General features: G+C 63.9%; 16 protein-coding genes and 2 pseudogenes. 3 read left to right on the top strand and 15 right to left on the bottom strand.

What is annotated here, in order from left to right:
* Positions 1 to 10: 10 nt before the first annotated feature.
* Together K8374_RS11155 and K8374_RS11150 are read right to left on the bottom strand one after the other, a co-directional pair.
* Positions 11 to 667 carry a CoA transferase subunit B gene (locus tag K8374_RS11155; RefSeq protein WP_023380384.1) on the bottom strand — a complete coding sequence of 219 codons (657 nt, stop codon included), beginning with the start codon at positions 665 to 667 and terminating at the stop codon, positions 11 to 13.
* A 35-nt stretch (positions 668 to 702) separates the two neighbouring features.
* Positions 703 to 1,401, bottom strand: a complete 699-nt coding sequence (locus tag K8374_RS11150; RefSeq protein WP_043215587.1) for a CoA transferase subunit A — start codon at positions 1,399 to 1,401, stop codon at positions 703 to 705.
* 118 nt (positions 1,402 to 1,519) lie between these two features.
* Between K8374_RS11150 and K8374_RS11145 the strand changes: the two genes are divergently transcribed.
* The gene (locus K8374_RS11145) at positions 1,520 to 2,425 is read left to right on the top strand and encodes a LysR family transcriptional regulator (protein WP_224459082.1); all 906 of its coding nucleotides are present in this window, start codon (positions 1,520 to 1,522) and stop codon (positions 2,423 to 2,425) included.
* Positions 2,413 to 3,234 (top strand): aldo/keto reductase, encoded by an 822-nt coding sequence (locus K8374_RS11140; protein WP_224459081.1) that lies wholly within the window; start codon positions 2,413 to 2,415, stop codon positions 3,232 to 3,234. Before K8374_RS11145 ends, K8374_RS11140 begins: the two co-directional genes overlap by 13 nt.
* A 129-nt stretch (positions 3,235 to 3,363) precedes the next feature.
* On the opposite strand, the gene K8374_RS11135 is transcribed toward K8374_RS11140, so the two are convergent.
* From K8374_RS11135 to lexA (K8374_RS11120), 4 genes are read right to left on the bottom strand one after another with little or no spacing between them, the layout of a single operon-like run.
* Positions 3,364 to 6,444, bottom strand: coding sequence for an error-prone DNA polymerase (locus tag K8374_RS11135; RefSeq protein ID WP_224459080.1), 3,081 nt, complete (start codon positions 6,442 to 6,444; stop codon positions 3,364 to 3,366).
* Positions 6,441 to 7,856, bottom strand: coding sequence for a Y-family DNA polymerase (locus K8374_RS11130; RefSeq protein ID WP_224459079.1), 1,416 nt, complete (start codon positions 7,854 to 7,856; stop codon positions 6,441 to 6,443). The genes K8374_RS11135 and K8374_RS11130 overlap by 4 nt, the downstream gene beginning before the upstream one ends.
* Positions 7,857 to 7,862: 6 nt before the next feature.
* Positions 7,863 to 8,483 (bottom strand): translesion DNA synthesis-associated protein ImuA, encoded by a 621-nt coding sequence (imuA, locus tag K8374_RS11125; protein WP_224459078.1) that lies wholly within the window; start codon positions 8,481 to 8,483, stop codon positions 7,863 to 7,865.
* Entirely contained in the window at positions 8,483 to 9,100 is a 618-nt protein-coding gene (lexA, locus tag K8374_RS11120; protein ID WP_224459077.1) for a transcriptional repressor LexA, read from the bottom strand. Before lexA (K8374_RS11120) ends, imuA begins: the two co-directional genes overlap by 1 nt.
* 97 nt (positions 9,101 to 9,197) lie before the next feature.
* Between lexA (K8374_RS11120) and K8374_RS11115 the strand changes: the two genes are divergently transcribed.
* Entirely contained in the window at positions 9,198 to 10,253 is a 1,056-nt protein-coding gene (locus tag K8374_RS11115; protein ID WP_224459076.1) for a class I tRNA ligase family protein, read from the top strand.
* 65 nt (positions 10,254 to 10,318) lie between these two features.
* Here the strand turns inward: K8374_RS11115 and lexA (K8374_RS11110) are convergent.
* From lexA (K8374_RS11110) to K8374_RS11070, 9 genes and pseudogenes are all read right to left on the bottom strand, one after another.
* A pseudogene (lexA, locus tag K8374_RS11110) lies at positions 10,319 to 10,882 on the bottom strand (transcriptional repressor LexA); the annotation flags it as partial.
* 25 nt (positions 10,883 to 10,907) lie between these two features.
* Positions 10,908 to 11,698 (bottom strand): annotated as a pseudogene (locus K8374_RS11105) (IS5 family transposase); the annotation flags it as partial.
* 384 nt (positions 11,699 to 12,082) lie between these two features.
* On the bottom strand, positions 12,083 to 13,447 hold the full coding sequence (locus tag K8374_RS11100) for a sensor histidine kinase (protein WP_224459074.1): 1,365 nt from the start codon (positions 13,445 to 13,447) through the stop codon (positions 12,083 to 12,085).
* Positions 13,444 to 14,106 (bottom strand): response regulator, encoded by a 663-nt coding sequence (locus K8374_RS11095; protein WP_224459073.1) that lies wholly within the window; start codon positions 14,104 to 14,106, stop codon positions 13,444 to 13,446. Before K8374_RS11095 ends, K8374_RS11100 begins: the two co-directional genes overlap by 4 nt.
* 2 nt (positions 14,107 to 14,108) lie before the next feature.
* Positions 14,109 to 14,750 carry a tetratricopeptide repeat protein gene (locus tag K8374_RS11090; protein ID WP_224459072.1) on the bottom strand — a complete coding sequence of 214 codons (642 nt, stop codon included), beginning with the start codon at positions 14,748 to 14,750 and terminating at the stop codon, positions 14,109 to 14,111.
* Entirely contained in the window at positions 14,747 to 15,553 is an 807-nt protein-coding gene (locus K8374_RS11085) for an SDR family oxidoreductase (RefSeq protein WP_224459071.1), read from the bottom strand. The genes K8374_RS11090 and K8374_RS11085 overlap by 4 nt, the downstream gene beginning before the upstream one ends.
* The gene (locus K8374_RS11080; RefSeq protein ID WP_224459070.1) at positions 15,540 to 16,220 is read right to left on the bottom strand and encodes a TenA family transcriptional regulator; all 681 of its coding nucleotides are present in this window, start codon (positions 16,218 to 16,220) and stop codon (positions 15,540 to 15,542) included. Before K8374_RS11080 ends, K8374_RS11085 begins: the two co-directional genes overlap by 14 nt.
* An 8-nt stretch (positions 16,221 to 16,228) precedes the next feature.
* Complete coding sequence (locus tag K8374_RS11075; RefSeq protein WP_224459069.1) at positions 16,229 to 17,692, bottom strand: AMP-binding protein; 1,464 nt, start codon at positions 17,690 to 17,692, stop codon at positions 16,229 to 16,231.
* Positions 17,682 to 18,359, bottom strand: a complete 678-nt coding sequence (locus K8374_RS11070) for a thermostable hemolysin (RefSeq protein WP_224459068.1) — start codon at positions 18,357 to 18,359, stop codon at positions 17,682 to 17,684. The genes K8374_RS11075 and K8374_RS11070 overlap by 11 nt, the downstream gene beginning before the upstream one ends.
* Positions 18,360 to 18,377: the final 18 nt, after the last annotated feature.

Raw genomic sequence — 18,377 nt, 5'->3', positions numbered from 1 at the left:
ACCTTTGATATCAGAAGGTCATTTCCTTCACATCGTCCGGCACGATCAGCTTGCCGGCGGTCTTCTCGATGATTTCCTCGACGCTGACCCCAGGTGCGGTTTCGCGCAGGATGAAGGCGCCGTTCTCGATCTCCAGGTAGGCCAGGTCGGTGAGCACCTTACGGATGCAGCCGGCACCGGTCAGCGGCAGGCTGCAACGCGGCAGCAGCTTGGACTCGCCGTCCTTGGAGGCGTGGGTCATGGTGACGATGATGTTCTCGGCGCCGGCCACCAGGTCCATGGCGCCGCCCATGCCCTTGACCAGCTTGCCGGGGATCATCCACGAGGCGATGTTGCCTTCCACGTCCACTTCGAAGGCACCGAGCACGGTGAGGTCGACGTGGCCGCCACGGATCATGGCGAACGATTGGGCCGAATCGAAGATCGAAGCACCGCGGCGGGCGGTGACGGTCTGCTTGCCGGCGTTGATCATGTCGGCGTCAATCGTGCCTTCGGTGGGGAACTCGCCCATGCCGAGCAGGCCGTTCTCGGACTGCAGCATCACGTCCATGTCGGCGGGCACGTAATTGGCCACCAGGGTGGGGATGCCGATACCGAGGTTGACGTAGTAACCGTCCTTCAATTCACGGGCGACGCGTTGCGCCATCTGTTCGCGAGTCAGTGCCATGGTCAGGATCTCTTTGTTGTTCTGTGGACGGCGCGTTAGGCCTTGACGGTGCGCTTCTCGATGCGCTTTTCGAAGGTGCCGACGATGACCCGGTCGACATAGATGCCCGGGGTGTGGATCTCGCTGGGCAGCAACACGCCCGGCTCGACGATCTCCTCGACCTCGACCACGGTGATCTTGCCGGCGGTGGCAGCCAGCGGGTTGAAGTTCTGCGCGGTGTTGCGGTACACCACGTTGCCGTAGTGGTCAGCCTTCCAGCCCTTGACGATGGCGAAATCGCCGGTGATGGATTCTTCGAGGATGTACTTGCGGCCCTTGAACTCGCGCACTTCCTTGCCTTCGGCGACCGGGGTACCGTAGCCGGTGGCAGTGTAGAAGGCCGGGATACCGGCACCGCCGGCGCGCATCTTCTCGGCCAGGGTGCCCTGGGGAGTCAGTTCCACTTCCAGCTCGCCGCTGAGCAGCTGGCGTTCGAACTCGGCGTTTTCGCCCACGTAGGAGGCGATCATCTTGCGGATCTGCCGGTCTTCCAGCAGCACGCCCAAGCCGAAGCCGTCGACGCCGCAGTTGTTGGAGACCACGGTCAGCCCCTTGACGCCGCGGCGCTTGATTTCGGCGATGAGGTTTTCGGGGATGCCGCACAGGCCGAAACCACCGGCCAGCACCGTCATGTTGTCGGTCAGGCCTGCGAGGGCCTCTTCATAGGTTGCTACGCGCTTGTCCAGTCCGGCCATGCTCAGTCGCCTTTTGTAGTTGTTGGAACCGTGGACGCATCTTCACCGCTGTCGACTGATTTGTTAATTTTGTTTTCGTCATCGATTGATAATTTTTCCAAAACAAAACAGGTTCGCCATGAACGTCAAGCAGTTACGCGCCTTCGTCACCGTGGCCAAGTACCAGAGCTTCGCCCAGGCCGGCGAGCATCTGCATGTTTCCCAGCCGGCGCTGAGCCTCACGATCAAGGCGCTGGAGGACAACCTCGGCGGCGCCCTGCTCACCCGCACCACCCGCAGCGTCAGCCTGACGGCCGAAGGCGAAGTACTGCTGCCCCTGGCCCGGCGCCTGCTGGCCGATTGGGACGACACCGAGGAAATGCTGCGCCAGCGCTTCACCCTGCAACTGGGGCGGGTTTCGGTGGCGGCCATGCCGGCGTTTGCTGGCAACCTGCTGCCCAGATCGTTGAAGGTGTTCCGCCAACGCTACCCGCGGGTCAATGTCACGGTGCACGATGTGATCAACGAACAGGTGCTGGAACTGGTGCGCCATCGCCGCGTCGAACTGGGCATCGGCTTCGAGCCGGAGAACCTCGACGGCCTGCGCTTCCATCCGCTCTACCTCGATCGTTTCGTGGCCGTGGTGCCTGCCGACTCGCCCCTGGCCGAACAACCCCAGTTGAGCTGGCGGCAATTGCTCGCCGAAGATTTCATCGCCCTGCAACGGCCCTCGGCCGTGCGCCTTTTGCTCGAGCAGAACGTGGCGGCCAGCCACGGCAAGCTGGCGGTGGCGTTCGAGAGCCACCAGTTGTCCACCATCGGCCGCATGGTCGCCAACGGCCTGGGCGTCAGCGCCGTGCCGGCGTTGTGCGTCAACCAGATGCAGGAGCTCGGCGCCCGCTGCGTGCCCCTGGTCGAGCCCAGCGTGGAACGGCGTATCGGCGTCATCGCCCTGGCCGACCACAAGCTTTCCACCGCAGCGCAAGCGCTGCTCGACGTCGTGCTTTCCCACACCGATCCACAGGAGGTGACATGCGTTTCGTGAATCTGGCAGGTTCGAAGGTGCCGGCCATCGGCCAGGGCACCTGGTACATGGGCGAGGACCCGCGCCGCAAGGCGGCTGAAGTGGCCGCGCTGCAACAGGGCATCGACCTGGGGCTGACCTTGGTCGACACCGCGGAAATGTATGCCGAGGGCGGGGCTGAAACGGTGGTCGGCCAGGCCATCGCCGGGCGCCGCGACCAGGTGTTCCTGGTCAGCAAGGTGTACCCGCACAACGCCAGCCGGCGTGGCGTACCGGCGGCCTGTGAACGCAGCCTCGCGCGCCTGGGCACCGACTGCATCGACCTGTACCTGCTGCACTGGCGTGGCCAGTACCCGCTGGAAGAGACGGTCGAAGCCTTCGAACGCCTGCGCGAGCAAGGCAAGATCCGCCGCTGGGGGGTGTCCAACTTCGACGTCGATGACCTGTTGGAGCTGGGCAACGACGCCTGTGCCACCAACCAGGTGCTGTACAACCCGGCCCAGCGTGGCATCGAGTTCGACCTGCTGCCGTGGAGCCGCGAGCACCGTTTGCCGACCATGGCCTACTGCCCGCTGGCCCAGGCCGGGCGTTTGTTGCAGCACCCGGTGCTGGCCGAGATCGCCGAGCGTCATGGCGTCACCCCGGCCCAGGTGAGCCTGGCCTGGGTGACGCGCAATGACGGGGTGATCGCTATTCCTAAAGCCGTGGACCCGCTGCATGTACAGCTCAATGCCGCGGCGGGTGAACTGGTGCTGCTGCCTGAGGACCTGCAGGCGATCGACAAGGCGTTTCCGGCACCAACGCGCAAGCAGCACCTGGCGATGGTGTGACAGGCCGCGTTGGCTCAGAGCCCCGGGGCCACTGCGTGGCCCTTTCGCGGCACAAGGCCGCCCCTACAAAGACCGCTTTCCTGTAGGAGCGGCCTTGTGCCGCGAAAGGGGCGCAAAGCGCCCCCAAGATCAATGAAAATCCCGGCTACGCACATCCAGCCCCTGCAGCAAGGGGCTGATGTCTTCCAACCGCCGGGCAATCAAATGGCGCACGCCCTTCTCCTGCTCCAGCCGCCCGCTCACCTTGAGCAACTGCGAACCCACCAAGGCCCTGCGCTGGCGCTCGGCCAGGTCGCGCCAGACCACCACATTGACCATGCCATGTTCATCTTCGAGGGTGACGAAGGTCACCCCGCTGGCGGTCTGCGGCCGTTGCCGCCCCACCACCAACCCGGCCACCGCCACGCTGTCTCCGTGCGCGACCCCGTCCAGCTCCACGGAGCTGCGACAGCCCAACGCTCTCAAGCGTCGACGTAACAGGGCCAGGGGGTGCGGCCCGAGCGTGGTACCTAGGGTGGCGTAGTCAGCGAACAGGTCCTCGCCCACCGTCGGCATCGGCAAGGCCACGGGTCGCTCGGGCGCGCCCTGGACCTGGGCGAACAAGGGCAATTGCGCCTGCACTGCCGCAACCTGCCAGCGCGCCTGGTGACGGTCGCGGGCCAGGGCTCGCAAGGCGCCAGCATCAGCCAAACGGGCCCTGGCGCGGCTGTCGAGCTCGGCGCGCAGGCACAGGTCCTCGACATCCCGCCAGGGCTGGTGCGCCCTCGCCTGCTCCAAGCGCCGGGCATCGGCCTCGCTAAAGCCGCGAATCTGCCGCAACCCCAGGCGGATCGCCAGCGCGCCTCGCGCGTCAGGCTCCAGGGTGCAATCCCACTCGCTGTGGCACACGTCCACCGGCCGCACCTCGATGCCCTGGCGTCGCGCCTCCTGCAACAGCTGGTCAGGGCTGTAGAAACCCATGGGCCAGCTGTTGACCAGAGCACAGGTGAAGATCGCCGGCTCATGGCACTTGAGCCAGCTGCTGGCGTAGCAGAGCAAAGCGAAGCTGGCCGCATGGGACTCGGGGAAACCATAGCTGCCAAACCCTTTGATCTGCTCGAAGATGCGCTCGGCAAAGGCCTGTTCGTAGCCGTTGCGCTTCATGCCTTCGAGCAGCCGTTCGCGGTGCGGCTCCAGGCCTCCATGGCGCTTCCAGGCCGCCATGCTGCGGCGCAACTGGTCCGCCTCGCCTGGGGTATAGTCGGCTGCGACCATGGCCAGCTCCATCACCTGCTCCTGGAACAGCGGCACGCCCAAGGTGCGCCCGAACACCTCCTTGAGCTTGGGTGACGGGTAGGTCACCGGCTCCTGCTTCAGGCGCCTGCGCAGGTAGGGGTGGACCATATCGCCCTGGATCGGCCCAGGCCGGACGATGGCCACTTCGATTACCAGGTCGTAGAACGTCTGCGGCTTGAGCCTGGGTAGCATGGCCATCTGCGCCCGCGATTCGATCTGGAACACGCCCATGGTCTCGGCGCGGCTGATCATGGCGTAGGTGGCCTTGTCCTCCTTGGGGATGGTCGCCAAGGTCAGGTGCCGGCCACGATGACGGGCCAGCAGGTCGAAGCAACGCCGTAGGGCGCTGAGCATGCCCAGGGCCAGCACATCGACCTTGAGCAGGCCGACCAGGTCGAGGTCGTCCTTGTCCCACTGGATCACCGTGCGCTCGGCCATGGCGGCGTTTTCCACCGGCACCAGGTGGTCCAGCGGCTGCTCGGAGATGACGAAGCCGCCGGGGTGCTGGGACAAATGCCGGGGAAAGCCGATCAACTCGCCGGCCAGCACCAGGATGCGCCGCAGCGACGGGCTCTGCGCCTCGAAACCGGCCTCGGCCAGACGCTGCGCATCGGGAATGCGGTCACTCCAGCGCCCGCAGCACTTGGCCAGGGCATCCACCTGGTCAGCCGGCAGCCCCAGGGCACGGGCCACGTCACGCACGGCACCGGCGGCATGGTAGGTGTTGACCACCGCGGTGAGTGCCGCGCGGTGCCGGCCATAGCGGCGGAACACGTACTGGATCACTTCCTCACGGCGCTCATGCTCGAAGTCCACGTCGATGTCCGGTGGCTCGTTGCGCTCGCGGGACAAAAAGCGTTCGAACAACAAGCGGTGCTCCATCGGGTCCAGCTCGGTGATGCCCAGCACGAAGCACACCACCGAATTGGCGGCCGAGCCACGGCCTTGGCAGAGAATGCCCTGCTTGCGAGCGAAGTCGACGATGTCATGGACGGTGAGAAAGTAGCTTTCGTAGCCCAGATCCTCGATCAGGCACAGCTCCCTCTCCAAGGTCGCCAGCGCCTCGGCGCTCGGCCCCTGGGGCCAGCGCTCGGGCAGGCGCAGCTGGCACAGGTGGCGCAACCAGCTGGCAGGCGTATGGCCCTGGGGCACCAGTTCGCGGGGATACTGGTACTTCAGTTCGCCCAGGTCGAAGTGGCAGCGGTCGGCGATGGCCTGGGTCTCGGCCAGCAGGTCGGCCGGGTACAGCTCGGTGAGTTCGGCCAACGTGCGCAAGTGGCGTTCGCCATTGGCGAACAGGTAGCGCCCGGCCTGGGCCACCGTGCAATGCTGACGGATCGCCGTCATGCAGTCCTGCAGGGCACGGCGCCCCCGAACATGCATATGCACGTCGCCACAGGCCACGGCGCGGATCCCCAACCGGTCTGCCAGGCTGCGCAAGCGCTGCAGGCGGCGGGCATCATCGCAACCGCGGTGCAGGTGCACCGCCAGCCACAGGCGCTGACCGAACAGCGACTGCAGCCACTGGCCGGTGGCAGGGTCATCGTCGGCATCGGCGACCCACAGCGCCAGCAAGCCCTGGCAGCGCCCCTGCAGGTCTTCGGCCAGTACCTGGTATTCGCCCTTCTGCGCCCGCCGCCGCGCTTGGGTGATCAGGCCGCAGAGGTTCTGGTAACCCGTCAGGTCCTCGACCAGCAGCACCAGCTTGGGCCCTTGTTGCAGTTGGACTTCACTGCCGATGATCAGCCGGAGCTCATGTTGCCGGGCGGCCTGCCAGGCCCGGACGATACCGGCCAAGGTGCACTCGTCGGTAATGGCCAGGGCCTCGTAGCCCAGGGCCTTGGCCCGCTTGAACAGTTCGTCGGCGCTGGAGGCGCCGCGCTGGAAACTGAAGTTCGACAGGCAATGCAGCTCGGTGTAGGCCGGCGTGCTCATGCGAACCAGCCCTGCAGCCACAATGGCCCTGGCTGGGCCAGGTCGCGATAGGCCCAGCCGCGCAGGCCATCGCGGGTCTCGATGCGGTAGTAATCCCGGCGGACATCGCCACCATCCCACCAGCCCGACTCGATGCGCTCGGGCCTTGCCAGCAATTGCACGCCCGCCTCGGGCAGGGCCTGGGGCTGGGGCAGCAGCCAGCCGGGGCGGCTGCCCGGCGCGACCGATATACCCGGTGCGCCCTGCTCGGCCGCCTGCCAGGCGCATTCGGGGCGAGGATCGGCTTCAGCGCACAGCCCCGTGACCGCGTCATCGCCCAACCGCGCACGCAGGCGCTCGCGCAGTTGCTCCCAAGGTTGGGCCTGCTGCGCCCGGGGATCGAACAATGCCTGGTGCTGGGGAACGAAAGGCGGCAGGTCCTCGGCCAGCAGCCGCAGGTTGCGCACCGGTGCGCGAATGCGCAGCGGCTCCAGGCGCCCCCGGGCCAGCTCGAACAGCATCGCCGCCTCGCGCTCGGCAGCCAGCAGGCCGACCTTGAGCTCGGTGTCCGGCCCTTCGGCGTGCTCCAGGTACAGGTTGAAACGCTGCACACCGCAATCCCGGCCCGCGAGAAACGCCGCCAGATCGTTGATCAGCCGGCGCAGAGGAAACAGCAGCGCCTGGTGCGATTCGACATCGAAGTTCAGCTCCAATCGTGTCTCGAACCGATCCGGCGGCTGGTAGAACGCCAGCCCCAGGGTGCGCAGGCCGAGCAGTTGGTCCAGGTGCAGCTGTACGTCGGCGGTGAAACGCCGGGCCAAGGCATCGCGCGGCAGCGCCAGAACCTCGCCGAGCCGGCGCAGGCCCATGCGGGCGAAGGCCTCCGCTGCCATCGGAGGCAGCCCGACCTTGCCGACCGGCATGCTGGCCAGGGCCGCCCGGGCCTGCTCGGCCGTGGTCACGGCCAGGCCGTCATGGCCGTTGGCGAGCATGCGCGCGGCCACCGGGTTAGTCGCCAGGACAATGCGCTGGCGCAGCCCCAGCGCATCCAGCTCCTGGCGCAGGCGTGCCTCGAACACCGGCCAGGGCCCGAACAACCCCAGGCTGGAGCCGACTTCCAGCAACAAGGCCCGCGGGTAGTGCCGGCTGACCTGGGCGCTGAAGCGGTAGGCCCAGGCGGCCAGCAACTGCTGGAGCTGCTCGATGCGCGCCGGGTCGGCTTCCACGCAGGTGAAGCCATCGGCCAGGGCACGGGCGGCGGTGAGGGTCTGCCCGGCGCGCAGGCCGAGCGCGGCCGCAGCCGGGTTGACCGATTGCACGATACGCCGTTGTTGCGGCCCGCCGATCAGCACCAGGGGCGTGTCGGGGTCGTCACGCTCACGCAGGAGGCTGTCCAGTGCCAGCTGTGGAAAGACGATGCACGCCCAGAGCATGAATCATCAACCCCGCCCCGGGCAGGCGATGGGCGTGGCCGGTGGCAGGCCGCCACGGCACTTGAGGACCCGCCACTGGGCTGGGCGGGTATCGATGGCGATGCGCAAAGCCGCAGGCGACGGGTTGTGCGCGGCCTGCTGCGGCCGGCAGGCGAAGGCCAGGGCGTGGCCGGTCTCGGCAGCCACCTGCAGACGCCGCAGGGCGCGGTCATCGGCGCGCTCGGGCCAGCACAGCACTGCTGCGCAACTGCCGGAGCGCAGGCACTGCTCGGCTGCCCACAAGGCGTCAGCCGGCGCCGCCTGGACCTGGGCCAACCAACGCAGGTCGACCCCAGCCGCCTGCCAGGCCGGTGCATAGGGAATGAACGGCGGCGCCACCAGCACCACCCGCCCCCCTTCGCCGGTAAGGCGCGCCAGGCTCGGCCAGAGCAGTTGTAGCTCGCCACAGCCTGGGCTGGCCAGCAGCAGTTCGCTGAGCGCAGCCGCCGGCCAGCCTCCATCGGGCAGCCGCTCGTCAAGGGAGGCATGCCCGGTGGGCTGCAGGCCCTGCGGCCGCACCTGGGCCTGGCGCCCACGCCAGACCCGGCGCTGGTCGAGCAGGCCGTCGAGGTCGACTACCGCGCCCATCAGTCGCGCCTCAACAGGCCACAGAACACGCCTTCGATGACGAAATCCCGGTCCGGCGCTACGTCGATCGGTGCATAGGCGGGATTGCGCGGCAGCAGGCGGTAGCCACCCTGTATACGTTGCAGACGCTTGATGGTCACCTCGCCATCGAGGCGGGCGACCACGATCTGCCCGTCGCGGGCCTCACCCTGCTGACGGATGCCAACCAGGTCGCCATCGAAGATGCCGTCGTCGATCATCGAGTCGCCGCGCACCTTGAGCAGGTAGTCAGGGGTTCGGCGGAACAGACTGGGGTCGAGCAGCAATTGCTCATGGATGCCCAGGTCGGGGCTGATCGGCGCACCGGCCGCCACCTGGCCCAGCACCGGGATCTCGAGGATCTCGGGGCGGCGCAGCGGTTCGGCCAGGCGAATGCCACGGGCCTGGTTGGGGGTTACGTCGATGTAGCCGGCCTGGCTCAGGGCGACGATGTGCTTGCGTGCCACGCTACGCGAGGCGAAACCGAAGCGCTGGGCGATGTCGGCCAGACTCGGGGGCTGGCCGTGATCGGCGATGCGCTCGCGAATGAAGGCGAGAATGGCGCGGCGTTTGGGGGTCATGTTGTCCATGGAGTACATTTGTACTCTTTTCTCACAGTACTGGATAGCCCCCTTCGTCGCTACAAGCTTCGCGTGCCCACGCTGCGCCGCACCCGCGCTGCGGGAAACGGACACCATGGATACCTTCGTCGACTCGAGTTGGTATTTCATGCGCTATTGCGATCCAAACTGCCATACCGCAATGGTAGGGCCCGGCAGCCGATACTGGATGCCCATCGACCAGTACATTGGCGGTATCGAACATGCCGTATTGCACTTGCTCTACGCCAGGTTCTGGATCAAGGCCATGCGCGACGAAGGTCTGGTGGACTTCGATGAGCCGTTCAAGAATCTGTTCACCCAGGGCATGCTGTTGCGCGAAAGCTACTACCGCCAAGCCGAGGACGGTAGCCGACGCTGGTTCTACCCTTCTGAAGTAGCGGTTCACCACGACGAGAAAGGCCGTCCAGTCAGCGCGACAGCGATTGAAGATGGCCTGCCCGTCACCGTAGGGGGCGTGGAGAAGATGTCCAAGTCCAAGAACAATGTGGTCGAGCCCAAGGACATCATCAATAGGTTCGGTGCGGACACTGCCCGGTTGTTCACCATCTTCGCAGGCCCGCCCGATCAAAGCACGATTTGGAGCGACAGCGGTGTCGAAGGTGCCTATCGGTTCCTGCGCCGACTCTGGAGTTTTGCCGTGGAGGAGCATGCACGCTGGGGCGAAGGTGAAGAACCGGCCGTGGACGACGCGCAAGCTAAGCATGTGCGCTTCATGACCCATAGCTTGCTGCAGCAAATCAATAACGACTACGAACGGCTGCAGTACAACACCGTGGTCTCCGGTGCGATGAAGTTGCTCAAGGTGCTGGAGGGTGCCCGCAAGGCTGGTCGTCAAACGTGCAGGGAAAGCATGTCCATTCTCTTGCAGGTGCTGCATCCTGTGACACCGCATATCACCCAGGTGCTCTGGGAGGAGTTGGCGTTTCCTGGGGCCATCTATGACAGTACATGGCCGACCCCGTCCAGCGACGCCTTGAAGCAGGATAAGGTGACGATGATGGTGCAGGCTGATGCAGAGCATGACACGATACGCAGCCAGGCGCAGTCCGACACGACGTTGGCTCGACATCTAAAGGGGAATGAAAGGATGATCGTCGTGCCGAACCGACTGGTAAACTTCATCGCCTGACCGTTCAAATCACCCGTCACGGACAAGCCGGCACTTTTCACGAAATGTCGGCTTTTTTCGTGCGACAGGCCACAGAACACGCCTTCGATGACGAAATCCCGGTCCGGCGCCACGTCGATCGGTGCATAGGCAGGGTTGCGCGGCAGCAGGCGGTAGCCACCCGGTATCCGTTGCAGACGCTTGATGGTCACCTCGCCATCGAGGCGGGCGACCACGATCTGCCCGTCGCGGGCCTCACCCTGCTGACGGATGCCAACCAGGTCGCCATCGAAGATGCCGTCGTCGATCATCGAGTCGCCGCGCACCTTGAGCAGGTAGTCAGGGGTTCGGCGGAACAGACTGGGGTCGAGCAGCAATTGCTCATGGATGCCCAGGTCGGGGCCGATCGGCGCACCGGCCGCCACCTGGCCCAGCACCGGGATCTCGAGGATCTCGGGGCGGCGCAGCGGTTCGGCCAGGCGAATGCCACGGGCCTGGTTGGGGGTTACGTCGATGTAGCCGGCCTGGCTCAGGGCGACGATGTGCTTGCGTGCCACGCTACGCGAGGCGAAACCGAAGCGCTGGGCGATGTCGGCCAGGCTCGGGGGCTGGCCGTGATCGGCGATGCGCTCGCGGATGAAGGCGAGAATAGCGCAGCGTTTGGGGTCATGTTGTCCAACTTTTTGCGAGCTTGTCGAAGCGCGTGACGATTCGACGGTTCTCTTTTAGCCAGCCGAACATGCGCTCGATGATGTTGCGCTGTCGATATTTGGGGCGATCAAACAGCCTCGGCAAGCCGGGCTTGGGCTTGCGCTTCATTGAGCGCAGCGGTATGACCGGCTGCATCCGATATCGGTCGCAGTAATGGCGCAAGGCCTCGGCGTCGTAGCCCTTGTCGGCAAGCAGCCATTTGCAGCGCTTGCGCGGACGACCTCGTTGGCTTGATGGAATGCTGACGTCGTCCAGCAGTGGCTGGGCGTAGCTAATGTCACTGGCTTGGCCACCAGAGAGAAGGAAGCGCAACGGTATCCCGTTGGCGTCGCATAGCATATGGATTTTGGTTGTCAGACCGCCGCGACTGCGGCCTATAGCGTGATCGGCAGGCTCGTCAGGCCCCCTTTTTTTCGCGCTCCAGATGAAGCACGGGTTGCTCGAACAGCAGTGGAGTCGATCATCCAGGTGTGGGGGTCGATCAAGCCTTTGTCATTGAGTTTGAGGTGCAATCGTCTGAGCATCTGATCGAATATTCCGCTGTTTCGCCAGACTCGGAAGCGGTGATAGACCGTAGCCCAAGACCCGAAGCGCTCAGGCATATCTCGCCAGGCTGCTCCAGAGCAGAGAACCCAGAGCACACCATCGAGCATCAAGCGATCACTATTGCGGGGCCTGCCCCTGACGTGCGCTGCTGTAAACAGATCAGCGACCACTGCCCACGCTTCGTCCGAGAGTTCATAACGCTTTGCCATCACAGAATTCCTTTCCGTAGATGGTCGGTGACTGTACAAAACCAAGGCCGTTCCGGCGCCACATTTCAGTTTCTTGGCATTTCAGACAGAGCCTAGTCATGCGGTGTATGCGACGGTATTTTTCAGACAGAGCCTAGACTTTTTGTGGGTACTTTTGGCCGATTCCTGACGTTCCTGAAGGGCATGAGTCCATAGCTGCCTCTCGCGAAGGACAGTAATCGGCCAAAAGCTGCCACTCAACAAGACTCGATAATTCCCACTCGACCGCGCGTCATTGAAGCCATAGCTCAATGCCACTACTGGAAACCCCAGAATCGCGAAAAGGCAACGTCATCATGAGATCCCTCGGATCATGCATCGGAGCGCACTGCCTCGCGGCTCGACTCAAGCCAGAGGTAGCAACAGCGTGGCAGCCACCCCGCCGCTTGCACGATTCTCCAAGCGCACCTGACCGCCCAAGCGGTCAATGATGGTCGCCACGATGGAGAGTCCCAGCCCGGCACCATTAGGGCTGTTGCGGCTGTAGAAGCGCTCGAACACACGAAGGAGATTGGCCTCCTCGATACCCGCCCCCTCATCTTCGACAACCAGTGCGAAGCAGTTGCCCAGACGCTTGAGCGATACCGTTACACGCCCTCCTGGTGGCGAATGTTCTACCGCATTGGAAACCAGGTTCTGTAACGCGATGCCCAACGCACCAGCATCGATTGCCAGATGGTGATCACCTTCGTCGATGTCCAGTGAAGGCTCCAGGCCACGGTCCAGTATCCACGGGGTCAAATCGGCCAACGTATCGGTGACCACCTCGGCCAGGTCAACCCGAATACTGGCGCGCAGCCCCAGGCGCGGCTCGACTCGAGCCAGCGTCAGCAACTGGTTGACCACTCGGGTCAGCCGGTCGACTCCACCGATCAGAAAACCCAGTGCCTTTTGCCGCTCAGCTTCATTGCTGGCAGCCTGGGCATTTTGCGCATGCAGGCGCAGGATGGCGAGCGGCGTACGCATCTCATGGGCCGCATCCGCAATGAATCGGTGCTCGCGGCGCAACAAATCTTCAATTTGTGCCAGTAGCCGATTGATTGCCGCCTGCATGGGTTCCAGCTCCGAGGGTAACGGCACCAATTGCAGCGGTTCGAGGGAGTCGGCATGGCGGGCACGAATGACATTGGCCATGTTCTGCAACGGTCGCAACCCCCAACCGATTGCGGCCCAAACCAGCAGCGCAAGGGCCAGGCTGCCGAGCAAGAATGGCAACAACGTGTGCCGGACGATACGGTCAATCAGGTCGTAACGCACATCGTCCCGCTCGCCGACCCAGATCACCCAGCGCCTTTCAGGCACCGGCAAGACGAAACCGCGCCACTGCTCTCCCCCACGGGTCAAATCATGGAAGCCCGGCGATGTCGGCAACGGGTCGAGTACAGGTGCACTGGGCGTGTACACAAGCCTGCCTCCCCCTTGCTCCCATACCTGGAATGCCAGCTTGCCTTCGTAAGGATGGCCCACTAGTAGATGGCCGGCATTGCCCAGCGCCTCATTGAACGACCGATACAATGCCTCGCGATCGCCGTCTTCCACCGGCAGGCTCATCACCCCCTGCAACAAGCGGGCATTTTGGGCCAGGTGAGCGTCATAAACCTCATTAATTTCCCGGCTACTGTCGTGGTAGTTGTAAAGTGCCAGCACGCCGACTCCGATCAGCAGCAACAACATCACCCGCCATAGGGTGCGCTGGCGCAACGAACTCATGCCTTGCCCTCGATCAGGTAACCGATGCCACGCACGGTGCGGATCAGCCCGTTGAACAGCTTCTTACGCAGATGGTAGATGTTCACTTCCAGCGTGTTGCTTTCCGGCTCCTCGTCCCAGCCATACAACAACTGGGTCAACCGTTCGCGGGTAAACACCTTGCCAGGCTGGGCCAGCAGCTCGTGCAGCAACAGATATTCCTTAGGTGTCAGCACGACCTCGACACCTTGATAACGCACCTGCTGAGTCGCCGGGTCGAGGCTCACGCCAGCATGTTCGATGATCACCGTGGCGCGGCCCGCGCTACGCCGCAACAAGGCGCGCAGACGCGCTTTAAGTTCATTGAGGTCGAACGGCTTGACCAGATAATCGTCGGCGCCGGCATCCAGGCCGGTGATACGGTCCTGCAGGCCATCGCGGGCGGTCAGGATCAGCACCGGCAAATTTTCACCGCGCCCTCTCAGGCGCCGCAGCAGCTCGATGCCCCCCATGCGCGGCAAGCCCAAATCCAGGATGAGCAGGTCGAAAGCCTCGTGTAGCAAAGCATGCAACCCGCTCGCCCCATCCCGCAGCCAGTCCAGGGTATAACCTTCCTGGCGCAAGCCGTCGCAGATCCCTTCCCCCAGCGCGGCGTCGTCCTCAACCAGCAGCAGGCGCATGTTCAATCCTGTTTGTCCTTGATGGCTTTGAGTAAAGCATCTATATCGCGCTGCCGACCCTGGTCGGCCAGCTCACGGCCTGGACGGGGTGGTGCCTGTCGAGCCTTCTGAAGCGCTGTAGTGGCCTCGGCGTAACGTTTCTGCCGAAACAGATGATCGGCCCAGAAATAGTTGCTGTCGATACCATCGGGGTTGATCTGCAAGGCTTTGCGCAGCAGTTCGTCAGCCTTGTCGCCATCGCCGAAACCGATCGGCCAACCCGGCACCTGGTCATACAACGTACCCAGGCTGGTGTAAGCAGAGCCCTGCAAGGCGTTGGGGTCCAGCTTCATGGCCTGTTCCAGGCTGGCCCTTGCTGCCTTGACCTTGCCAAGAGCGCCCAAGCCACCTGTAGCGCCCGCCCAACTGCTGTTGATGATGCCCTCCCAGATCAACGGCTCGGCCGTGCCGGGGTATTGATGAACGAATAGGGCTGCATCAGCGGCCAGTTTTTCGAACGCATCGGCACGTTTTTCCTTCGGCAACTGGTACTGGATCTGCGCCCAACGCTGCTGCAGATCGCTCAAGCGCTGGGTACCCGGTTGGTCCAAGGCCCAGGTAAAGGGTGCCAATGCCAGTAGGCTTGCAATGAACAAACGCTTCATTTGATCGACTCCTTGGAGTGACTGCCAATGTAACGAAGAATCACCGGCAACTGCTTGCGCAGCGCCCGGTCGACCACCCCCGGTAACATGCCGTTAATGCGCACGAAGAGCTTTTCCGGCCAGCCCAGGTACAACTCGCTGCGCTCGGACTGCATGGCCTCGAGCACTGCCTTGGCCACGTCCGCCGGGTCGTCCATGCCTACCTTCAAGGCCTGGTTCAGCGCCGTGGCGGCACTGCTGTTCATACGAGTGCGGGTGGCCCGGGGGGCGACATACAGAACATTCACCGGGGTGTCGGCCAGCTCCCGCCGCAACGCCTCGGAAAAACCGCGCAATGCAAATTTGCTGGCACAGTAGGTCGCATATCCCGGGTACCCAATCGAGCCATAGGTGGAGCCAACGTTGACGACCAATGACTTGGGTTGAGCGCGCAACAGCGGCAGGCAGGCACGAGTCAATTGAAGAGGCGCCTTGAGATTGATATCCAGCAGCTCATCGAGCGCGAACTCATCCAACTGGTCGAGCAAGGCGAAGCGATTGACACCGGCGGCATTGATCAGCACGTTCACCCCCCCCATCTCCCGGGCCTGGTCGATGATCTGTTCGCGCCCTTCGGCAGTGCGCAGGTCGGCACCTTGCCATCGCAGGCATCCCGGATAACGGTCCATGAGGCCTGCAAGCTTGCCCCGCTCCCGGCCGATCGCCAGCACCTGGGCACCCGCCGCGCATAGCAGCTTGGTGAGCTCCAGGCCAATCCCGCCACTGGCGCCGGTCAGCACGACTCTGGATTCAGGCAAGCGCATACGGCACCTCCGGCTGGCCAGCCCGAGGCAATCCCTGAAACATCTCGATGTACAGCCGGTACACCACTTTGGCCGCATGAATCACCGTCTGGTGATCGTCCACGTCGTCGAGCCGATCCATCAAGCGTTTGTAGGTGACCATATGACCTTGGTCCAACGCACCATGAGAGCTGAGGTAGCTGAACGCATTGTCGGTCAACGCCAGGCTCTGCTGGATCGCCCCGGCAGCATGGGTGGCCAAGGCGATGCTGGTGCCTTCGAGCACGTTGACCATGCCGAACAGCCCCACCGGGTTACCTCGGGCGATGAGGTCGTAGAGGTAGGCGACCATCAACTCTATCGGCAACGCCGGACGACCGTCGCGCACCGCTTCCCAGTCACCCCCACAGGCCTTGATATCGTTCAGGACCCATTGTTCGTGGCCATACTCCTCTTCGATGTATTCGCACACCGCAGCGCGCAGCCATTCCAGACGGGCAGGCAAGCGTGCGCCGCAGGCCATCAACAACGGTACGGTGTGGCGTACATGGTGGTAGGCCTGGGTGAGGAAGGCGATATAGCTTTCCAGGCTGACCTGGCCGGCCAGGGCTTCACGGATAACCGGCACCGCGAACAGGGCCTGGCGTTCATGGGTGGTTTGCAATTGCAAGGTGTCAAAGAATGACATGGCAGACCTCAGCTCGGAATGTCGGAAAGCAGGGATTGGTAACGCTGCAGGATTGCCTCGCGCCGCAGGCGACCGTTGGCCGTCAGGGTTTGCTCGCCAGCGCTGAGCGGGCCTGGCAACCGCCGCCAGGCATGTACCTTGGCGTAGTCGGGTAAAGTGGCATTGCTGCGCTGTACGGCTTGCTCGATGGCCGTATCGCTGACGCTCGGATCGAACGGCCAAAGCAATGCCAGGTTGTGCGCCATCCCTTCACCGTGGACGAAGGCCTGGGCGATCACGCCGCCCTGGGTCAGTTCGGTTTCCACCCATTCGGGGTTGACGTTGCGTCCAAAACTATTGATGAATTGATGCTTCTTGCGGCCGCTCAGGTACAAGTAGCCATCTTCATCGAAATGCCCCAGGTCACCCGTGGCCCACCAAGGTGACGAGACCGCGGCCTCCCCCAGATAGCCCAAGAGCACCGAGCCTGCAACCAGCACCTCGCCATCCTCGGCGATTTGCACTCGTGCATGGGGCAAGGGCCTGCCGACACTTCCCGGGCGAACCGCGCCAGGGCGGTTCAACGCCACGACAGAGGCACATTCAGACAACCCATAGCCTTCGAACACCGGCAAACCGACCGCCTCGGCCCGCGCCAAAAGGCTGGGCGATACACGCGCTCCGCCGACCGCGACGAACCGAAGCGGGCCGACGTCCATCGAGCCACGCTCGATCGCGGTGACAAGCCCCATCAGCAGTTGTGGCACCAGGATCAGGCTATGCGCCGCGCTCTGGGCGATTGCCATCAGCCAGCGCGTGAAATCGACCTGACTGGAACCAGTCATGCCCAGCTGTGCCTGGGGATAGATCTGTACGCAGGCGCCTGCAGACAGTGCGGCATAGGTGCCCAAGTTTTCCAGCAGTACGCCCATCGGCAGCACTGCCAGGTGTCGCTCAGGTTCGGTGGGGCGGCTGGCCAGTTCCAGCTCGCGGGCTACGCGTAGGATGGCGTCGGCCCCCAGACATACGCCCTTGGGCGTACCTGTGCTGCCTGAGGTATAGGTGATCTTGGCAGTCCCCGCGGGCAGCGCCACAGAGGGGCTGAGCTGTCGCTCCCACAAGGCGTCCTGTTGTACGAACCCCGACTGGCTGAACACATCAGCCCACGGGTGCGCGAACAGTACCTGGGTCGCGCCGCTCTGCGCGATGCAATGACGCATTTGCGATGGCGTGAAAAAAGACGGCACGGTCACGCAAGGCCGGCCCGTGAACAGCGCCGCCAGGTCCCAGAATAGAAGTTCAGGACCATTGTCCAGAGCCAGCATCAGCGCACCCGGCTGCCGGGCGCGCAACGCTTGAGCACGCCGGTTCACCTCGGCGAGCAACTGTCGGTAAGTGAACTGGGCATCCAGACCCTGGACCGCCAGCGCGTCGCCATACTCACACGCGTAGCCGAGCAACAACTGCTTGAAGTCCTGCAGTTCACGCGGCATGGCCAGCCTCCTCGGTCTGCGTTGGCAACCCCAGGCGCAGGAACACACCCGCCGTGTTCAAACGATCGAACCCATGGCGAATGTCGCCGACGAATACTTGAGGATGCTGAGCGTAATAGCTTCCCCAGTGATCCACCGGCTCACTCAGGCGGGCCGGGTCGGCCGGCGCCAGTACACTCGGCACCAACCCCAGACGCTGAAAACTGTTGATCAACGTCGAAGCCCCGGTAAACGCCACCCACTGAAACCCTCGTATGGCCAGCAGCCAAGTCACGGCAATGATCATGACGCGCGCACTGCCGGCGCTGAGCGCAGCCAGGTTGCCGACCTCGACCAAGCCTTCACGATCCAGTGCCACGCCTGTCACATGCGACGCCGCGAACTCCAGCGGTTCGTCCAGGTAATGCTCGAGAAACAACGGCCCCTCGCTGGCCGGTCGTATCCCCGCCGCGGCGATCAAGCGCCCATGGCTGTCGCGCAATGCCAGCAGCTCGGGTAGATAATGGTGGACATCGGCATGGTGCACGTGGGCGAAACGCTGATGAATGAAGTGCTCCAACTCGGCACGCCCAGGATCTTCGTGAAGATGCAGGGACAAACCCGCGTGATGGTCCGCGTGGCTGCCAATGTGCAATGGGAGCAAGCTGCTCCATATAGGCTGGGTCATGAAACGCCCCCGATAGGG

This window comes from Pseudomonas sp. p1(2021b) (assembly GCF_020151015.1).
Lineage (GTDB): Bacteria > Pseudomonadota > Gammaproteobacteria > Pseudomonadales > Pseudomonadaceae > Aquipseudomonas > Aquipseudomonas putida_K.
Note: the sequence above shows the minus strand (reverse complement) of the source record. Positions and strands in the feature narration are given on the sequence as shown.